Annotated in this window: 18 protein-coding genes; 11 read left to right on the top strand and 7 right to left on the bottom strand. The window is 73.0% G+C overall.

Going from position 1 to position 16645, the window contains the following annotated elements:
* Nucleotides 1-121: 121 nt before the first annotated feature.
* Together ACH4TG_RS07890 and ACH4TG_RS07885 are read left to right on the top strand one after the other, a co-directional pair.
* Nucleotides 122-1921 (top strand): protein kinase, encoded by a 1800-nt coding sequence (locus ACH4TG_RS07890; protein WP_398241299.1) that lies wholly within the window; start codon nucleotides 122-124, stop codon nucleotides 1919-1921.
* 23 nt (nucleotides 1922-1944) lie between these two features.
* On the top strand, nucleotides 1945-2334 hold the full coding sequence (locus tag ACH4TG_RS07885) for a hypothetical protein (RefSeq protein ID WP_398241298.1): 390 nt from the start codon (nucleotides 1945-1947) through the stop codon (nucleotides 2332-2334).
* 48 nt (nucleotides 2335-2382) lie between these two features.
* On the opposite strand, the gene ACH4TG_RS07880 is transcribed toward ACH4TG_RS07885, so the two are convergent.
* On the bottom strand, nucleotides 2383-3186 hold the full coding sequence (locus tag ACH4TG_RS07880; protein WP_398241297.1) for an IclR family transcriptional regulator: 804 nt from the start codon (nucleotides 3184-3186) through the stop codon (nucleotides 2383-2385).
* Nucleotides 3187-3652: 466 nt separating this feature from the next.
* On the opposite strand from ACH4TG_RS07880, the gene ACH4TG_RS07875 reads away from it, so the two are divergent.
* The 8 genes from ACH4TG_RS07875 (at nucleotide 3653) to ACH4TG_RS07840 (ending at nucleotide 11096) form a co-directional block, all read left to right on the top strand.
* On the top strand, nucleotides 3653-4699 hold the full coding sequence (locus ACH4TG_RS07875) for an ABC transporter substrate-binding protein (RefSeq protein WP_398241296.1): 1047 nt from the start codon (nucleotides 3653-3655) through the stop codon (nucleotides 4697-4699).
* Nucleotides 4700-4740: 41 nt separating this feature from the next.
* Entirely contained in the window at nucleotides 4741-5757 is a 1017-nt protein-coding gene (locus ACH4TG_RS07870; protein WP_398241295.1) for an ABC transporter substrate-binding protein, read from the top strand.
* A 38-nt stretch (nucleotides 5758-5795) separates the two neighbouring features.
* Nucleotides 5796-6629: an ABC transporter permease gene (locus ACH4TG_RS07865; protein ID WP_398241674.1), complete on the top strand. Its 834-nt coding sequence runs from the start codon at nucleotides 5796-5798 to the stop codon at nucleotides 6627-6629.
* Nucleotides 6626-7594 carry an ABC transporter ATP-binding protein gene (locus tag ACH4TG_RS07860; RefSeq protein ID WP_398241294.1) on the top strand — a complete coding sequence of 323 codons (969 nt, stop codon included), beginning with the start codon at nucleotides 6626-6628 and terminating at the stop codon, nucleotides 7592-7594. The genes ACH4TG_RS07865 and ACH4TG_RS07860 overlap by 4 nt, the downstream gene beginning before the upstream one ends.
* A complete protein-coding gene (locus ACH4TG_RS07855) occupies nucleotides 7591-8496 on the top strand; it encodes an ABC transporter substrate-binding protein (RefSeq protein ID WP_398241293.1) in 906 nt (301 codons plus the stop codon). The genes ACH4TG_RS07860 and ACH4TG_RS07855 overlap by 4 nt, the downstream gene beginning before the upstream one ends.
* Nucleotides 8493-9587 carry an LLM class flavin-dependent oxidoreductase gene (locus tag ACH4TG_RS07850; protein ID WP_398241292.1) on the top strand — a complete coding sequence of 365 codons (1095 nt, stop codon included), beginning with the start codon at nucleotides 8493-8495 and terminating at the stop codon, nucleotides 9585-9587. Before ACH4TG_RS07855 ends, ACH4TG_RS07850 begins: the two co-directional genes overlap by 4 nt.
* Nucleotides 9584-10780 (top strand): M20 family metallopeptidase, encoded by a 1197-nt coding sequence (locus tag ACH4TG_RS07845; protein WP_398241291.1) that lies wholly within the window; start codon nucleotides 9584-9586, stop codon nucleotides 10778-10780. Before ACH4TG_RS07850 ends, ACH4TG_RS07845 begins: the two co-directional genes overlap by 4 nt.
* Nucleotides 10781-10910: 130 nt before the next feature.
* The gene (locus tag ACH4TG_RS07840; protein WP_398241290.1) at nucleotides 10911-11096 is read left to right on the top strand and encodes a hypothetical protein; all 186 of its coding nucleotides are present in this window, start codon (nucleotides 10911-10913) and stop codon (nucleotides 11094-11096) included.
* A 133-nt stretch (nucleotides 11097-11229) separates the two neighbouring features.
* Here the strand turns inward: ACH4TG_RS07840 and ACH4TG_RS07835 are convergent, their stop codons facing one another.
* A complete protein-coding gene (locus tag ACH4TG_RS07835) occupies nucleotides 11230-12261 on the bottom strand; it encodes a GlxA family transcriptional regulator (protein ID WP_398241289.1) in 1032 nt (343 codons plus the stop codon).
* 137 nt (nucleotides 12262-12398) lie between these two features.
* Here ACH4TG_RS07835 and ACH4TG_RS07830 point away from each other — a divergent pair, with 137 nt between their 5' ends.
* Nucleotides 12399-13259 (top strand): dienelactone hydrolase family protein, encoded by an 861-nt coding sequence (locus ACH4TG_RS07830; protein WP_398241288.1) that lies wholly within the window; start codon nucleotides 12399-12401, stop codon nucleotides 13257-13259.
* A 132-nt stretch (nucleotides 13260-13391) separates the two neighbouring features.
* On the opposite strand, the gene ACH4TG_RS07825 is transcribed toward ACH4TG_RS07830, so the two are convergent.
* From ACH4TG_RS07825 to ACH4TG_RS07805, 5 genes are all read right to left on the bottom strand, one after another.
* Nucleotides 13392-13673 carry a hypothetical protein gene (locus ACH4TG_RS07825; protein WP_398241287.1) on the bottom strand — a complete coding sequence of 94 codons (282 nt, stop codon included), beginning with the start codon at nucleotides 13671-13673 and terminating at the stop codon, nucleotides 13392-13394.
* A 168-nt stretch (nucleotides 13674-13841) separates the two neighbouring features.
* Complete coding sequence (locus ACH4TG_RS07820; protein ID WP_398241286.1) at nucleotides 13842-14708, bottom strand: oxidoreductase; 867 nt, start codon at nucleotides 14706-14708, stop codon at nucleotides 13842-13844.
* A gap of 137 nt (nucleotides 14709-14845) precedes the next feature.
* Complete coding sequence (locus ACH4TG_RS07815; RefSeq protein ID WP_398241285.1) at nucleotides 14846-15307, bottom strand: nuclear transport factor 2 family protein; 462 nt, start codon at nucleotides 15305-15307, stop codon at nucleotides 14846-14848.
* A 33-nt stretch (nucleotides 15308-15340) separates the two neighbouring features.
* Nucleotides 15341-15619 carry a hypothetical protein gene (locus tag ACH4TG_RS07810; protein ID WP_398241673.1) on the bottom strand — a complete coding sequence of 93 codons (279 nt, stop codon included), beginning with the start codon at nucleotides 15617-15619 and terminating at the stop codon, nucleotides 15341-15343.
* 56 nt (nucleotides 15620-15675) lie between these two features.
* Entirely contained in the window at nucleotides 15676-16524 is an 849-nt protein-coding gene (locus ACH4TG_RS07805) for a LysR family transcriptional regulator (protein WP_398241284.1), read from the bottom strand.
* Nucleotides 16525-16645 lie beyond the last annotated feature (121 nt).

The raw sequence follows: 16645 nt of genomic DNA, 5'->3' as shown, positions 1-16645 counted from the left end.
CGTGGACGGAACCGTCCTTGCCGCTCCGGGCGTCGGCTTCATCAGGAACGTCAAAGACCTCTATTGTCTGAGGCGTTGAGTTGATCACCAGGTGCAACAAGTGCGGGGGTGCCATACCGGCATGGGCGGCGCGAGCGGGGACGGGCGCAGCGAGCGGGAGGACGACACCGAGGGGGGCATCAAGCCCCTCACCGCTTTCGATCCGACGAGGATCGGGCCGTATCTGCTGCTCGGCCGGCTCGGAGCAGGCGGCATGGGGCGGGTGTTCCTCGCGCGATCGGACAGCGGACGCACCGTCGCGGTGAAGGTCGTGCACGAGGAGCACGTGTCCAACGACCACTTCAGGGCGCGGTTCCGGCGCGAGATCGGGGCGGCGCGACGCGTCCCCGACCGGTACACCGCCCCGGTGCTCGACGCCGGGCCCGACGAAGAGCCCCCGTGGGTGGCGACCGGGTACGTTCCGGGGCTGTCGCTGGAGCAAGTCGTCCGTCGGCACGGCCCGCTGCCCGCGGCGTCGGTGCACGCGCTCGCCGACGGCCTGCTGCGCGCCCTGAAGGACATCCATGGCGCGGGGATCGTGCACCGCGACTTGAAGCCCTCGAACGTCATGCTGACCGTGGACGGCGTCAGGGTCATCGACTTCGGGATCGCGCGGGCCCTGGAGACCTCCGTCGATTCGCTGCTCACCAGTACCGGGATGGTGGTCGGATCGCCCGGCTTCATGTCGCCGGAGCAGATTCGCGGACAGAGCGCCGGGACCGGGAGCGACGTGTTCACCGTCGGGTGCGTGCTCACGTACGCGGCGACAGGGCAGATGCCCTTCGGGCGCGGGGCGAGCAACCAGCACTCCGTCATGTACCAGATCGTGCAGGACGAGCCGGATCTGGAGGGAGTGGACGACCCCGCCCTCCGATCGCTCATCGCGCGGTGCCTGACCAAGGACGTCGAGCAGCGGCCCGGCGTGGACGTACTGCTGGCGGACCGGCCCGAGGAAGCCGGGGCGGGGGCCGCAGGGCGGGCGTGGCTGCCCGCCGACGTGGTCGCGCACCTCGCACAGCAGGCCGCGCGGCTGCTCGACGCCGAGGTGCTGCTGCGTGAGGAGGCCGCGGATCGGGAGACCGTCGGCCTGCACAAGCAGGCCGAGCCGCCCGTCGTCATCCAGGCGGCCGACAGCTCGGGGACGCAGGAGAAGCGTGACCGACGCCCCCGTCGCCGGACGGTCATCGCGCTGCCCGTCGTTCTCGTTCTCGGCGCCGGCGGGGGCACCTTGGCGGTGCTCCAGCCCTGGAGCAGTGACGGCGGAGGAGCGCACGCCCAGGCGCCCGGCATCAGCGCGACCTCCACCCCTGTCGTCAGCAACTCGCCCAGCAGCCCGAGCGGTTCGCCTTCCACGGGAAAGGCAGCGCAGGACGGGAGCGGCAAGGGCAAGCCCAAAGGAGGGAGCCACGACGGGAGTTCCGGTCCGTCAGCAGGGACCTCGACCGCCCCCGGCGGCTCGTCGTCCGGCTCCTCGGGCTCGAAGTCGGGAGGCTCGTCAGGCTCAGGCGGCTCGTCCTCGGGCTCCGGCGGCACGGGCGGCGGGAGCTCGTCCGGTTCGTCCGGCACGTCCTCTGGCTCCGTGCCGCCCGCCATGAAGAGTTACAAGATCGAATACCCGAACTACTGTGTCGGGGCGTGCACCATGCCGGTCAGGCTGAGCTGGTCCGCGGTGTCCCGGGCGACCCGTTACGACATCCACTACACCAACAAGGGCAGCAACTACACGAAGAAGAGCATCGACACCGTCTACTCGACGAGCAACACCAGTTACACGATCCAGGACCCGTACTCTGGCGACGAGATCTGTGTCGCGGTGCGCGCGGCCAACAAGTACGGGGCCTCCGCCTGGGCCCAGACCTGGTGCGGGTCGGTTCCCTACTAGGCCCACACCACCAGGAGAAACCAGTGTCGCACCCGCAACTGCTCACCCCCGAGGAGAAGCTCGCCGACGCGAAGCAGCAGCTCGGCCTCCCGCCTGTCGTCGTGATCTGTGGCTCCACCCGCTTCATGGCCGAGATGACCGAGGCCGATCTGCGGGAGACCGCAGCCGGAAGGATTGTCGTCAAACCGGGCTGTGACATGAAGTCGCCGCACGCACTCTGGTCCGATCCCGCCGAGGCCGAGGCGCTGAAGGTTCGACTCGACGATCTGCACCGGGCGAAGATCCGGCTCGCTGACGAGGTGCTCGTGGTCGGCGACTACGTCGGAGACAGCACCCGAGCCGAGATCGCCTACGCCCGGTCGCTGGGCAAGCCCGTGCGGTTCACGCACCCCGAAGTCGACCCCGACGCCTGACCGCCGGCCGCCACCTCGACGGCCAGGGCCGGGAACCCTCCGAACTGGTCAGCCCGCGTCGGTGGGGGAGTGCCGCTGGGACGGGGGCAGCAGCAGGACCTCCAGGGCGCGGGCGCAGGACTGGGCCCGCGCGACGAACCACGGCAGCCGCTCGTCGGTGAGGGCGTCGGGCGTCGATCGCACCGCGAGTGCCGCGTGCGCGTGGCCCGCGGCGTCCAGTACCGGGACCGCGACCGTGCGCACACCGTATGCGGACTCTCCTTCGTTGAGGGCGTAGCCCGCCTCCCGCACCCGCTCCAACTCAGCGCGCAAGTCGGCGAGTTCGGTGATGGTCCGGTCGGTGTGCGCGCGCAGCGGAGGTAGCTCGTCGAGTTGCCGCCCGCCGGGGCGGGCCCACCCCAGCAGCACCTTGCCCAGCGCGGTGGAGTGCAGCGGGCGGCGCAGGCCCAGACCGGACGCCGCGTTCACCGAACCGCCGACCAGGATCACCGCATGGCCGCCGTCGCGGATGGCGAGGTCGGCCGTGGCACCGGTGGTCCGCGCCAACGCGTCGAGTTCCGGCGCCGCACGGTGCATCCCCCTCTGGTGCAGGGACAGTTGGCCGAGTTCCGCGACGGACGGGCCGAGCCGGTAGCGGGCCGTGTGCGCGTCCTGCTCCAGGAAGCCCGCCGCGACCAATGTGCGGGCCAGCCGGTGCGCCGTGGAGGGCGAGAGCTCCATCCGGCGGGCGAGCTGGGACGCGCTCAACTCGCCCGCGTTGTCACGGAAACAGTGCAGCAGCCGGAGTGCGCGGGTGACCGCCTGGGCCCCCGGGGGCGCGCCGGCGACGTTGGCGCGCGCATCCGTCGTCATGGCCCCAAGCATGCGGAGGCCGCCACGTTCTGGCAACTGTTGCCGGAACATTGCGCCGTGTCTCCCGACGTGAACATTGCCTCCCGCGGTGTCCCACATCGTGGGAGATGTTGCCGCGAGTCGAAAAGGTGTGCCAGCCTCCGTTGCAGACCGCACGCACGCCGCATGCGCCGCCGGCAGACGCCATGCCTCGCACCGGAACGGAAGGGAGCGCCCCGTGACCATCACGCCCGGCCTGCTCAGCCCGTTCCGCCCGCTGCTCTCCGCCCGGCTGTACCTGGACCTCGGCCGGTCCCGCGGCGCCAGCTGTCGCTGACCCCGCCCCGCCCCGCCCCGCCCCATCCCGCACACGCACACACGGCTTCTCCCGTCGGCGACCCCGCGCGTTCCCACGAGGCCGCGCCCCTCCCGACGCCGCGGGACCGCCCGCGCCCCGCCCTCCCCATGCCTGTCGCTTGGAGCACCCATGTCCGTTCCGGACGAGATCTGGTTCACCCGCTGCCCCGTCCCGACCGCCACCGGCATCGCCGCCGACCGGGGCACCCTGACCGCGGAGTTCGCCCCCGACGGCATCGCGGTGCGCTCGCTGCGGGACGCCGCCGGGCGCGGCGCCGCCGGCGGCCTGCCGCGCAGCCACTTCACCCACGAACTCACCGCGCTGTTCCGCGAAGGCGGCAACGTCCCCGCCCTGTGGGCCCGTTCACGCGGTGAGCAGACGCGGGTGATCGCACTGACCTGGATCGAGGAGCGGCAGACGATCCTCGTCCGGCAGGGCAGCGACCTGCGTACCCCGCAGCAACTGCGCGGGCGGCGGCTCGCCGTCCCACATCATGACATCCCCATCGACTTCTGGCGGGCGATGGCGCTGCACGGCCACGCCGGTGCGCTCGGCCTGGCCGGACTCACCCTGGACGACGCGCACCTCGTCGACGTGCCGGGCGCGCCGCAGGGACAGTGGGAGGGCGAACTGGCCGCGCTGCGGGACGGCGTGGTCGACGCGGTCTACGTCAAGGGCGCGGTCGCGGTGGAGACCGCCCGCCGCTACGGCGCCGAGGTCGCGATCGACCTGGACGCCGTGCCCGATCGCAGGGCCCGGATCAACAACGGCACCCCGCGGCCGATCACCGTCCACCAGCGGCTGCTGGACGACCGCCCCGACCTGGTGACGCGCTTCCTCGCGGTGCTGCTCGACGCCGCCGACTGGGCCGCGGCCCATCCCGGCGACGTGCCCCGCATCCTCGGCGCCGAGACCGGCGCCGGCCCGGAGGGAGTGGCCGGCGCCTACCGCGACGGCACCGCGAGCAGCCTGCAACTCGACCTCAGCCAGGAGCGGTTGGACCTGCTCGCCGCGCAGGAGCGGTTCCTGTCGGCGCACCGCTTCCTGCCGGACCCGGTGGACGTCGCGGCGTGGGCGGACCCCGAACCGCTGCGCCGCGCCCATGAACTGCGGGCCGCCCGGGCCGCCGCAGCCGACGCCACCGTCCCCGCCCCGTACGCCCCCACCACCGCCTGAACCCCGCGCCGGCCCTGGCCGGCCCCTTCCTGGAGATCCCCGTGAACGTCCGACAGTTCGCCCTCGCCACCACCGCCGTGTTCGCCGCCCTGGGCCTGGCCGCCTGCTCCTCCACCACATCCGCGCGCACCGACACCGCCGCCGGCGGCGCCACCGTCACCGTCCGCATCCCCGACGGCGGCAACTCCGGAGTCCTCGCCCTCGCCCGCAAGGACGGCTCGCTCGACAAGGCACTCGCCACCGTGCACGCCAAGGTCGCCTGGACCGGCACCGCCGGCGCGTTCGCCCCCGCAGCACAGGAACTCGACGCCAACGCACTGGACTTCGCCGAAGGCTCCATCACCTCCGCGATCGCCGCGCTCGCCCAGAGCCCCGGGTTCAAGCTCTTCGCCGCCGTCGACCCCGACGAACTCGGCGAGGGAATCCTGGTGAAGAAGGACTCCGGCATCACCAGCATCAGCGACCTGGTCGGCAGGAAGGTCGCCGTCTGGCACGGCGGTACCAGCGAGTACCTGCTGCTCAAGGCGCTCCAGCAGCAGCACATCCCGGTGGACAAGGTCAAGCGCGTCTACCTGCAGCCCAACCAGATCGGCCCGGTCTTCAACTCCGGCCAGGTGGACGCATGGTCGACCTGGGCGACGTACTCCGTCCCGGCCATCGCCAACTCCGGCGCCCGCTTCCTGACCACCGGCGGACAGGTCGGCTCCGAGAACTACGCGGTCTGGGCGGTCCGCAACGGCTTCGCCGAGCAGCACCCCGAGGTCGTCAAGGCCCTGTACACCTACCTGCACGACGCCGGGCTGAAGCAGCAGCAGAACCCCGAGGCGTACCTCAACGTCAAGACCACCTCGGGCCCCGAAGCCGTCAGCGCGGCGCAGAAGGCCGTCGAACTGCCCATCGACAAGGCGAGCGGCACCGCGCAGCCCATCGGCGGCGCGCAGCTCGCGCACTTCGCCACCGTCGCGCGGTTCTTCGCGGATCAGAAGATCACCAAGGGCGTCTTCGACGTCACGCCGCACATCATCGACATCACCGCCGCACCTGCGGAGGCCAAGTGACCGCCACCGCCGCCCCGCACGCCGTTCCCGTGCCGCCGCTGGGAACGTCCACCGACCCGGAGGCCCCGGGACTGGTCGCCCCGCGGCCCACGGTGGCGCGGCCCCGCCCCCGGGCACTGAGCCTCGGGCTGCGGCTGCTCGGCCCGCTGGCGCTGCTGCTGGTGTGGATCTGGGCGTCCGCCTCCGGAACCCTCAGCCCGTCCCTCCTCGCCTCGCCCCGCCAGGTCCTCTCGGCCTTCCATGAACTGTGGAGCAGCGGCCAGCTCGGCGACGCCCTGTCGGTGTCCCTCACCCGGGCCGGGCTCGGCCTCGCCTTCGGCGCCGGCGCCGGGCTGGTGCTCGGCGTCATCACCGGCTTCTCCCGGCTCGGCGAGGAACTGCTCGACTCCTCAATGCAGTTGCTGCGCACCATTCCGTTCCTGTCCCTGGTGCCGCTGTTCATGGTCTGGTTCGGCATCGGCGAGACCGCCCGGGTGGTGCTCATCGCGGTCGCCACCAGCTTCCCCATGTACGTCTCCGCGGCCGGCGGCGTGCGCAACACCGACCGCAAGCTCGTCGAGGCCATGCGCAGCTTCGGCATGGGACGGCTGGCCCTAGTCCGCGAAGTGGTGCTCCCCGGGGCGCTGCCCGCGCTGCTGTCCGGACTGCGGCTGTCGATGACGCTCAGCGTCATCGCCCTGATCGCCGCCGAGGAGATCAACTCCACTGCGGGCATCGGGTACTTGATGTCCACCGCGCAGGAGTACTCCCGCACCGACATCCTCACCGTCTGCATCCTCATCTACGCCCTCATCGGACTGCTCGCGGACGGCACCGCCCGCGTGCTGGAACGGCTGCTGATGCCGTGGCGCACCCAGGGGGCGGCCCGATGAGCAGCACCCTGACCGGCTCCGGCCGGCCCGAGCACACCGCCGCAGAGACCGGCGCCGCCGGGACCCCCACCGCCGGGACCACCGGTACCGCGCCCGGAGCCGGCGCCGCATCCCCGCCGGAGCCCAGCGGCCGCCGCGCCGCCGTCCGGATCCGCGGCCTGCGCCGCACCTTCGGCGCCCGTGACGTCCTGGACGGCCTCGATCTCGACATCGCCCAGGGCGAGTTCCTCGCGCTGCTCGGTGCGAGCGGCACCGGGAAGACCACCCTGCTGCGGATCCTCGGCGCACTGGACCGGCACGACGCCGGGACGGTCCTGGTCCCCGAGAGCCGGACCGTGGTCTTCCAGGAGCCCCGGCTGGTGCCGTCCAAGCGCGTCCTGGCGAACGTCACCGTCGCACTGCCGCGCGGGCCGCGGACCAGGCAGACCGGCCGCCGCGCCCTCGCCGAAGTCGGCCTGGAAGGGCACGCGGACGCCTGGCCCGCAACGCTGTCCGGCGGCGAGGCCCAGCGTGTCGCACTGGCCCGCGCGCTGATCCGCGAACCGGAACTCCTGCTGCTGGACGAACCGTTCGCCGCCCTCGACGCCCTGACCCGGCTGCGCATGCACGACCTGGTCGGCGAACTGTGCCGCCGGCACCGGCCCGCCGTTCTCCTGGTCACCCACGACGTCGACGAGGCCATCCGGCTCGCCGACCGGGTCGCGGTCCTGCGCGACGGGCGGCTCGCCACCGACGAGACCATCGCCATCGACCACCCGAGGGACAGCGCCGACCCCCGTTTCGCCGCCCTGCGCACCCGGCTGCTCACCGAACTCGGCGTCCACGGCCCACCGCCCGCGACCGAAGCCGCCCCGGAACCGGGACCCGGGTCCGCGCCTGGCCCGCAGAGCAGCGACGCGCCCGGCAGCGGCGCCGTCCCCGCGTCCGCCCCCACGAACGAATCCGCCAAGGAGTACCCCGCATGACCGTCAACGTCGGCGTCCACCCGGCCAACCCGTCCCTGTACCACCTGTCCCGGCTCGGCCTGCTCGAAGAAGCCCTCCGCCCCCTCGGTGAAACCGTGGCCTGGCATCAGATCGGCGGCCTCAGGACCGCAGCGGCCCTCGCCGACGGCACGATCGACTTCGGCGGCACCGGCTCCACCCCGCCGCTGTCCGCGCAGGCCGCCGGCCACGACCTGGTGTACGCCGCCGTCTCCGCACCGCGCCCCGGCCACGGCGCCCTGCTGGTCCGCGCCGGCAGCGGCATCGGCTCGGTCGCCGACCTCAAGGGCCGCACCATCCACCTGGCCATCGGATCCTGGCAGACCCACTTCGTCGGCAAGGCCCTCACCGGCCACGGCCTGTCCTACGGCACCGACATCACCGCCGAGCGCTCCGCCGCCGACTCCTACGCCCAGCTGCTCGACGGCCGGATCGACGCCTGGGTCGGGCAGGGCGCCGAACTGTCGGCCGCCCGGCGCGAGGGCCGGGTCCGCACCCTGGCCGAGGCCGGCGACGTGATCGCCGACCGCTCGGTGTTCTTCACCCGCCGCGACGTCGCCGACACCAGGCCCGAGCTCATCGCCGTGATCGTCTCCGCCCTTCAGGCCGCGGACGACTGGGCCGCGGGCCACCTCGACGAAGCCGCCGCGATCGCCGCGGCCGACCAGGGCGGCACCGCCGCCGACTGGCGCGAGGCCCTGGCCGCGCTGCCGTGGCGCATCGAGCCGGTCTCCGACGCCTTCGTCGCCGAGCAGCAGGAGGCCGCCGACATCCTTGCCGCCACTGGATTCCTGCCCCGCCCGATCACCGTCGCCGACGCCCGCCACCCCGGCCTGGACGCCGCCGCGGCGCCCGTCCTCGCCGCCGCAACCCCGGAGAAGTGACCGTGTCCAGCCCCGAAGTCCTCTGGTACGTCATCCCGCGTGAAGGCGCCTACCCCTGGGAGCCCGAAGGACGCCGCAGCATCGACCTGGCCTACCTCCAGCAGCTCGGCATCGCCGTGGACCGGCTCGGCTACGACGGCGCACTGTTCGCCACCGACCTGTACGACGTATGGCCGCTCGCCAGCGCCGTCGCCGCCGTCACCCGGCCCAGCTTCAAACCGCTGCTCGCCGTGCACCCCGGGCTGATCTCCCCGACGATGCTGGCCAAGATGGCGCTCAGCTTCACCCACCTGTTCGGCCCGGACCGGCTGCGGTTCAACGTCGTCAACGGCTCGACGGAGGCGCTGCGCCAGGCAGGACTGCACCTCGAACACGACGAGCGCTACGAACTCAGCGCCGAATACTGGGACATCGTCAAACGCCTCACCGCCGGCGAGGTGTTCGACCACAAGGGCCGCTTCTACGAACTCACCCGGGCCGGCGAGTCACTGCGCGAACTCACGCCCCTCCAAGGGGGCGTGCACACCCCGCTGTGGTTCGGCGGATCCTCCGCACCCGGCATCGAGATGGCCGCACGGCACGTCGACGTGTACCTCACCTGGGGCGAACCGCCGCACCTGCTGAAGGAGAAACTGGACCGGGTACGCGCGCGGGCCGCCCACCACGGCCGCGAACTGCGCCTGGGCCTGCGGCTGCACCTCATCGTCCGGGACACCGAGGACCAGGCGTGGGCAGCCGCCGACCGGCTGCTCGACGTCACCAGCCGGGCCACCTACAGCAGGATGCTCGGCGACCCGGAGAGCAACGACGGCGAAGGCTGGGCACGGCAGTTCCGCCAGCACGGCGGACGCGTCCCCGAGCACGCCAGGGAACTGGAGAAGCACCCCAACCTGTGGCCGGGCATGAGCCTGTTCCGCCCCGGGCCTGGCACCGCCGTGGTCGGCAGCACCGCCCAGGTCGTCGAACGCCTCCAGGAGTTCCGCGAACTCGGCGTCGACACGTTCATCTTGTCCGGCAACCCGCTCCTGGAGGAGGCCTACCGCATCGCGGAGACGGTGCTGCCCGCCCTGCGCGACGGCGCCGCCCGGTGAACGAGCTGGTGGAGGAGGCCCGTTCGCTCGGCCTGGACCGGCTGCGGCGCACCCTCGGCGCGCACCCCGAAACCGGGCTGCACCTGCCGCGCACCCAGCAGGCCGTGCTGTCCGCGCTCGACGGACCGGGCCTGACCCTGCACACCGGCACGGCGCTGACCTCGGTGGTCGGCGTTGTGTCCGGTGCGCGGCCCGGACCGACCGTGCTGCTGCGCGCCGACCTCGACGCGCTGCCGTTCCCCGGCGGACCGCGGCACGCCTGCGGCCACGACCAGCACGCGGCGATGCTGGTCGGCGCCGCCCACCTGCTCGCCGCCCGGCGCGACCGGTTCGCGGGCGACGTCCTCCTGATGTTCCAGCCGGGCGAGGAGGGCCACGACGGGGCGCGGCTGATGCTCGCCGAAGGGCTGCTGGAGACCACCGGCAGCCGTCCGGTCGCCGCCTACGCCCTGCACAGCTCCGCGTCCGCGCCCGTGGGGCAGTTCAGCAACACCGCAGGGCCCGCCCTGGCCGCCAACGGCACCCTGGCCGCCACCCTGCACGGCACCGGCGGCCACGGCGCCTGGCCGCACCGCGCCCACGACCCGATACCCGCGCTCGCCGCACTCGTCACCGCGCTGGGAGCCCTGCCGGCCCGCAGGTTCGACCCGTTCGACCCGGTGGTACTCACCGTCGGCAGTGTGCACGCCGGCACCGGGCCCACCATCGTCCCCGACCGGGCCCGGCTGGAGGCGACACTGCGGGCACTGTCCGACACCGCACTGGCCCTGCTCGCCACGATCGCCACGGACACCGCGCACGGCATCGCCGCCGCCCACGGGGTCACCGCGGAGATCACCTACACGCCCGGGTATCCGGTGACCGTGAACGACCCCGCCGAGGCCGACCGGGTCCGGGCCGCCGTCACCGACCTGTTCGGCCCCGAGCGGTTCGTCCGCACCACCCGCCCGGCCCTGGTCTCCGACGACATCGGGCGGATCCTCGCCGAGGTGCCCGGAGTGATGACCGGCATCGGCGCCTGCCCCGCCGGCTGCGACCCGGCCTCCGCCCCCGGAAACCACGCACCGGACGCGGAGTTCGACGACGCGATCCTCCCGGACGGCGCCGCGCTGCTCGCCGCACTCGCCCTGCGCCGCCTCGCCGCCCCCGAGGCCCCGCCGGCCGGACCGGCCGACCGGGCAACACCGCCGTAGCCGTGGCGGCAGCGTTCCCGATGGCGCAGGCGCGGGAGCGCGCTTGTGCCGGGTCGACCCGGAACGTGCCTTCACAGCCCTCGGACGAGCGTTGCCCGGTGGCCTGGGGGACTTCGACCGGAGTCAGTCCGTGACCGTCACGGTGGCGGTGAGCTCCGTGCCGGACACGGCGCCGTCAACGATGAACGTGACCGAGCAGTTCCTGGCGTGCTTCCGGGCCCAAGCCGCGCGGCAACCCGGCGCCTCCGCTGCTGCCGCGGTGCGTTCGGGCCTGGCCGGCAGAACGGCCGCCAACCCGCTGGACACCCCCGCCTGACGCCCGGCGCGCACGCACCGCCGAGTCCGATCACCGCACTCCGCGAACTCCTGCGCGCCGGCCGGCGGTTCCCGCCCCTCGCCCACGAGGCCGGACGTGGCCGGGCACTTCCGGGTGGCGGTGGTCGTCTTCTCTATGCCTCGGGGACGGTGGCCAGGGGGGAGCGGCGGAAAGCGGCGCGGTAGGCGTTCGGGCGGCTTCCGGTGTGGCGGGCGAAGAGGGCGGCGAAGGTGCCGGGGTCCTGGTAGCCGACGGCCGCCGCGATGGCGGCCACCGTGCGGTCGCTGGTCTCCAGGAGATGGCGGGCGCGGTTGACCCGGGTGGCCTGCAGGTGGGCCAGCGGGCTGCGTCCGGTCTCCTCGCGGAAGCGGCGCAGCAGCGTGCGGGTGCTGACCTGGAAGGCGTCGGCGAGCGCGGCGAGGTCGTACCGCTCGGCGAGGTTCTGGTCGAGCCGCCGCATGACCCGCTGGGAGAAGTCCCGGCCGGGCTGCGGGAGGAGCCGCGCGTCGACATACGGCGTCTGGGAGGCCCGCGCGTCGTCGACGAGGGCCAGCCGTGCGGTGGCCCGGGCCACCCGGACGCCGTCGTGCCGGCGGATCAGGTCCAGCGCGAAGTCGTACATGGCGCTGAAGGCGGCCGTGGTCGTCACCCCGGAGTCGGTGACGACCAGGTGCTCGGGCCGCACGTCGGCGTTCGGGTGGCGCCTGGCCAGTTCCGCGGCGTGCAGCCAGGAGGTGGTGGCCCGGCGCCCGTCGAGGAGGCCCGCCTGGGCGAGCAGGAACGCGCCGACGCAGAGGGAGACGACCGCGGTGCCGGTGGCGGCCTGTGCCCGGATCGCCGCGATCTCGGGCGAGAGCCGGGCGAGCCAGGCGTCGAGGTCGGTGTCCGGGGAGAGTGCGAAGCCGGGGACGACGAGGACGTCGACCTCGCGCACGGGGCACACGTCCAGGCTCGTGCCGCCGGAGGCGGTGACCCGCCGGCGGGGCGAGACGATCGACACCTGGTACCCGGGCGGCGCGTCCGGTCCGGCGACATGCCCGGCCATCGTCAACAGGTCGGGGACACCGAACACTTCGGACGCGAAGCAGCCCGGGTACGCCAGGACCCCGACCCGCAGCACACCGGGCCCGGCGCCCGCGTCTTCCGCCTGCCGCGCAGCCCCCACCACTCCCGTACCCCCGATGTCCTCGGCCCGGGCCGCCCACCGCGAACCGCTGCCGCCCGTACGTGTGGCGAGATTACCCCTGCCCTTGGCGATCCCGCCTCTCGCCCGGTCCCTTGGCCCGGGACGAGGCTGGCCCCATGAGCGACGACGATCCGATCACCGACTTCGCCCGCCGTACCGTGGCGGTGGACGGTGTGGAGAAGACGGTGTACGTGGCCGGGACCGGGCCCGCGGTCGTGGTGCTGCCCGAGATGCCGGGCATCAGTCCCGACGTACTGCGGCTCGCGCGCTGGGTGCGGGACGCGGGCTTCACCGTCCACGTGCCCTCCCTGTTCGGGACGGACGGCGTCTTCCCCACGGCCGAGGGCGGCCGCGAGGTCGTCCGCCGCGCCTGCGTCAGCGCGGAGTTCCGCGCCTTCGCAGGCGGCGGGACCAGCCCGGTGACGGTGTGGCTGCGCGGCCTGGCGCGACAGGCCCACACCGCATGCGGGGGGCCAGGAGTGGGCGCGATCGGCCTGTGCTTCACCGGCAACTTCGCCCTGACCATGGCCCTGGAGCCGGCGGTGATCGCCCCGGTGGTCAACCACCCGTCGCTGCCGCTCGACGACCCGGCCGGACTCGAACTCGACCCGGCGGACGCCCGGGCGGTGCGTGACCGCCTCGACCGTGACGAACTCACCGTCCTGGCTTACCGGTTCGAGGGCGACCGCTGGTGCACGGGGCAGCGCTTCGCCGCCTACCGCGCCCTGCTCGGCGACGCCTTCGACGGGCGGGTCCTGCCCGACAGCGCCGCCAACCCGGCCCCGCCGCCCTTCTTCGCGCACGTGGTCGGCACCCCGCACAGCGTCGTCACCGCCCACTTCGTCGACGAGGCCGGCCACCCCACGGTCCGGGCCCGCGACGAGATCCTCGCGTTCCTCACCGACCGGCTGCACCCGCACGGGAACGCGGTGGGCGGCGCCGACGCCGGGTTGGGACCGGTTCGCACGGGCACGTGAGAGCCCGTACGGGCATGCGGTGATCACGTGGAGGGTGCGGAACTCCCTCACCTCTCCAGAGCAGTTCCGACGATCAAGGCGGTGGCGATCGGCGAGCTGTCGGCCCACTGGCCTTGCCGCGGTTCCGGCCGATCAGCGTCCCTTAAGCGGTCTCGTCAGGGGGCCGGAGATCCACACCACGATGCGGTTGTCGTGCTCGCGGATCGCGGTGATCAGGGCGTCGGCACCGTCGATGCCGCGGTCGGCCAGCGCCTGGAGCTGAGGGATGTGCTCCTCGGTGAGCTGGTGCGGGGCACTGTCGCGGGCAGCGCCGTCGTGGCCCCAGTACGGCGGGGCGAGTTCGCGTTTGAGCGCATCGGGGAGTTCGTTCTCCGGGTGGACACTCCCGGGGCGCCAGTACAGCTTGCGGCTCATGGTGACCTTTCCGGTGCGGTGGGGCCCGTACCGGTCATGTTCCCAGGCGGCGAGGCCGGGCGTCAGCGAGGAATCGCGCCGGTTAGCTGATGCCCCCTCATACCGTCACCGGCGCCGCGCGTTCTCCCTGCCCGCCGGACCGGGGCTGAGCTGATGAAAGCCGCAGGCTCAGGCGGCCATCGCGTCGAGTGCGGTGATCGCGTCGGCCGGCAGTGCCAGTTCGGCGGCTGCCACGTTCTCGCGCAGGTGGTCCGGCGAGGACGTGCCGGGGATGAGGACCATGGTGGGTGAGCGCTGCAGCAGCCACGCCAGGGCCACCTGCTGGCCGGAGGCGCCGACGCGTTCGGCGACGTCGGTCAGGGTCCGCGACTGCAAGGGGGTGAAGCCGCCGAGGGGGAAGAACGCGGCGTAGGCGATGTTCTCGGCGGCGCAGCGGTCGACCAGGGCGTCGTCGGTCCGGTCGGTCAGGTTGTACAGGTTCTGCACCGTGACCACCGGGGCCACGGCCTGGGCGGCGGTGAGCTGGCCGGCGGTGACACCGCTGAGGCCGAGATGGCGGATGAGGCCCTCGTCGCGCAGTTCGGCCAGGGTGCCGAACCACTCGGCGACGGATGCGTCGCTGATCCCCTCCTGCGTGGGAGTGCGCAGGTTGACCACGTCCAGCGTGTCCAGGCCGAGGTGCCGCAGGTTGTCGTGCACCTGGGACCTGAGGGCCGCGGGGTCGTGCGAGGGGAACCAGCCGCCCTGCTCGTCGCGCCGGCCGCCGACCTTGGTGACGATGTGCAGGTCGTCGGGGTAGGGGTGCAGCGCCTCCCTGATCAGCTCGTTGACGACGGCCGGGCCGTAGAAGTCGCTGGTGTCGATGTGGGTGAGGCCGAGCGCGACCGCCTCGCGCAGCACGGCCACGGCCTGGTCGCGGTCCTTCGGCGGTCCGAAGACGCGGGGACCGGCCAGCTGCATGGCGCCGTATCCCATGCGGGTGAGGGTCAGATCCTGGGCGAGGGTAAGGGTCTGGAGGGGGGAACCGGCGGTCATCTCGGAGTCCTTCGCAGTCTGCCTGTCACCTGGTTCTATCCGACCGGCGGACGAATCGGGCGCCGACTCGCCACGCCCTGTCCTTCTGCGCCGGACACGGGTCACGCATGGTGTCCGGCGGACGGGGTGAGGGGTAGTCAGACCATGAACGGCTGCTCCTCCAGCAGCGTCTGGACGGTCCAGGTGCCTTCCTTGCGGAAGCTGGCCGCGGTCGCGTAGGTGTCCTCCAGGAACTGGAGGTAGGTCACCTTCCCGTCGACGACCTTCACCAGCATGGCGAAGGGGGACGTGACGACCTTGTCGAGCGAGTGCGACTTGTAGCGGAAATCGCCGAACACGGCGACGTTCTCGCCGGAGCCGAACATCGTCGTGACGTTGAACGCCTGGTTCTCCCAACGGGTGAACATGCCGCCGAGGTTGTCCAGGAAGGCCTGCGGGCCCTGAGAGGTTCCGGTCCACGGCAGGATCTTCTTGAGTTCGGCGTCCTCGGCGTTCAGCGAGACGTACGTGGCATCGGGAGCGACGAGGCGGTGAACCGCTTCAGGGTCAAGCAGGTTCTGAAGCCACGTGCTGACGACGTCCATTGGGCTTGCGGACACGGCTCGTCTCCTTCCTGGTCACTTCACCCGGGATCATCCGCGCTGCACCTCTGCGCGGGCCGACCGGACCACCAGGCCACAAATCCAGCGTAAGTGACAAAGTGGACATCGGGCGATGTGGCCAGGTGGCAGGCGTCCAGGTTCACCGATCCGATCCCGGATCCCGTCCGGTCCGCCGGCGGGGAAGGCCCGGGACAGCTCGGTGCGGGCCTGATCACCCAGCACCACACCGGCACTCATCAGGTTGTCGTCCAAGTGCGCGCGTGTCCGCGGGCCCGGGATCAGCAGGATGTTGGGTGCCAGATCCAGCAGCCAGGCCAGGGCGATCTGCGCCGGAGTGGCAGCCGACCTGGCGGCCAGCGACCGTACTAGAGGCGGGTGGCCGTGCGGACGAGGGCGGCGATGGGGCGGGAGCGGCTGTGCGGGGGCCAGGCGATGACCGTGGTGACCGCGGGGGCGTCGGTGACGGGTACCGCGGCGAGGCCGTCGTGGAGGTGGGCCCGGCAGGACTCGGGGAGTACGGCCGCGGCCCGCCCGAGCGAGATGAGCTGGAGCAGCTGGGTGTGGTCGCGGACCTGGGGCCCCGGCCCGTCTGGGTACGAGCCGTCGAGCCGGGGCCAGCGCGGCAGCGGCAGATCCGGCAGCCCGGCCACCTCGGCCATCCGCAACCGCGCCCGGGTCGCGAGGGGATGGTCCGACGGGAGGATCGCGACCTGCTCCTCCGTACGCAGCTCCTCCGTGTCCAACCCGGCCGTCGAGTCGAACGGCAGGTGCAGCAGGGCCACGTCCGCCCGCCCGTCGCGCAGCAGCCGCTCCTGCTCTCCGGGCCCGCACAGCGCCACGTCGACGGGCACCGCGTCCGGCTCGGCCGCGTAGGCGTCCAGCAGCTTCGCCAGCAGCTCGTTGGCCGCCCCGGCCTTCGTGACCAGCACGATGCCGGCGCTGCCGCTCACCTGGAGGGCCGCGCGCCGTGCCCGCCGGTCGGCCGCGTCCACCGCGTCGAGCGCCGCCCGCCCCTCCCGCAGCAGCACCGCCCCCACCTCGGTCAGCGCGACCCCGCGGCTCGTACGCTCCAGCAACGGCGCGCCGAGCCGTCGCTCCATCTGCCGGATCGCCCGGGACAGCGGCGGCTGCGCGATCCCGAGCCGCTGCGCCGCCCGCCCGAAGTGCAACTCCTCGGCGACGGCGACGAAGTACCGCAGCTCCCGCGTCTCCATCCCGCCAAGGTACCCGAAGCGTCCCGGCCGCCGGGCGGCGCCGCCGCTCCCCACCGCCGGGCCGCGCGGCGTCGATGAGCTGTGCCGATACCCCGGCGGTATCGCCGCCCACCGACATGGT

Origin of the sequence: Streptomyces sp. NPDC020917 (assembly GCF_044333795.1) — a bacterium.
Lineage (GTDB): Bacteria > Actinomycetota > Actinomycetes > Streptomycetales > Streptomycetaceae > Actinacidiphila.
This window is presented reverse-complemented; position numbering and strand designations above follow the sequence as displayed.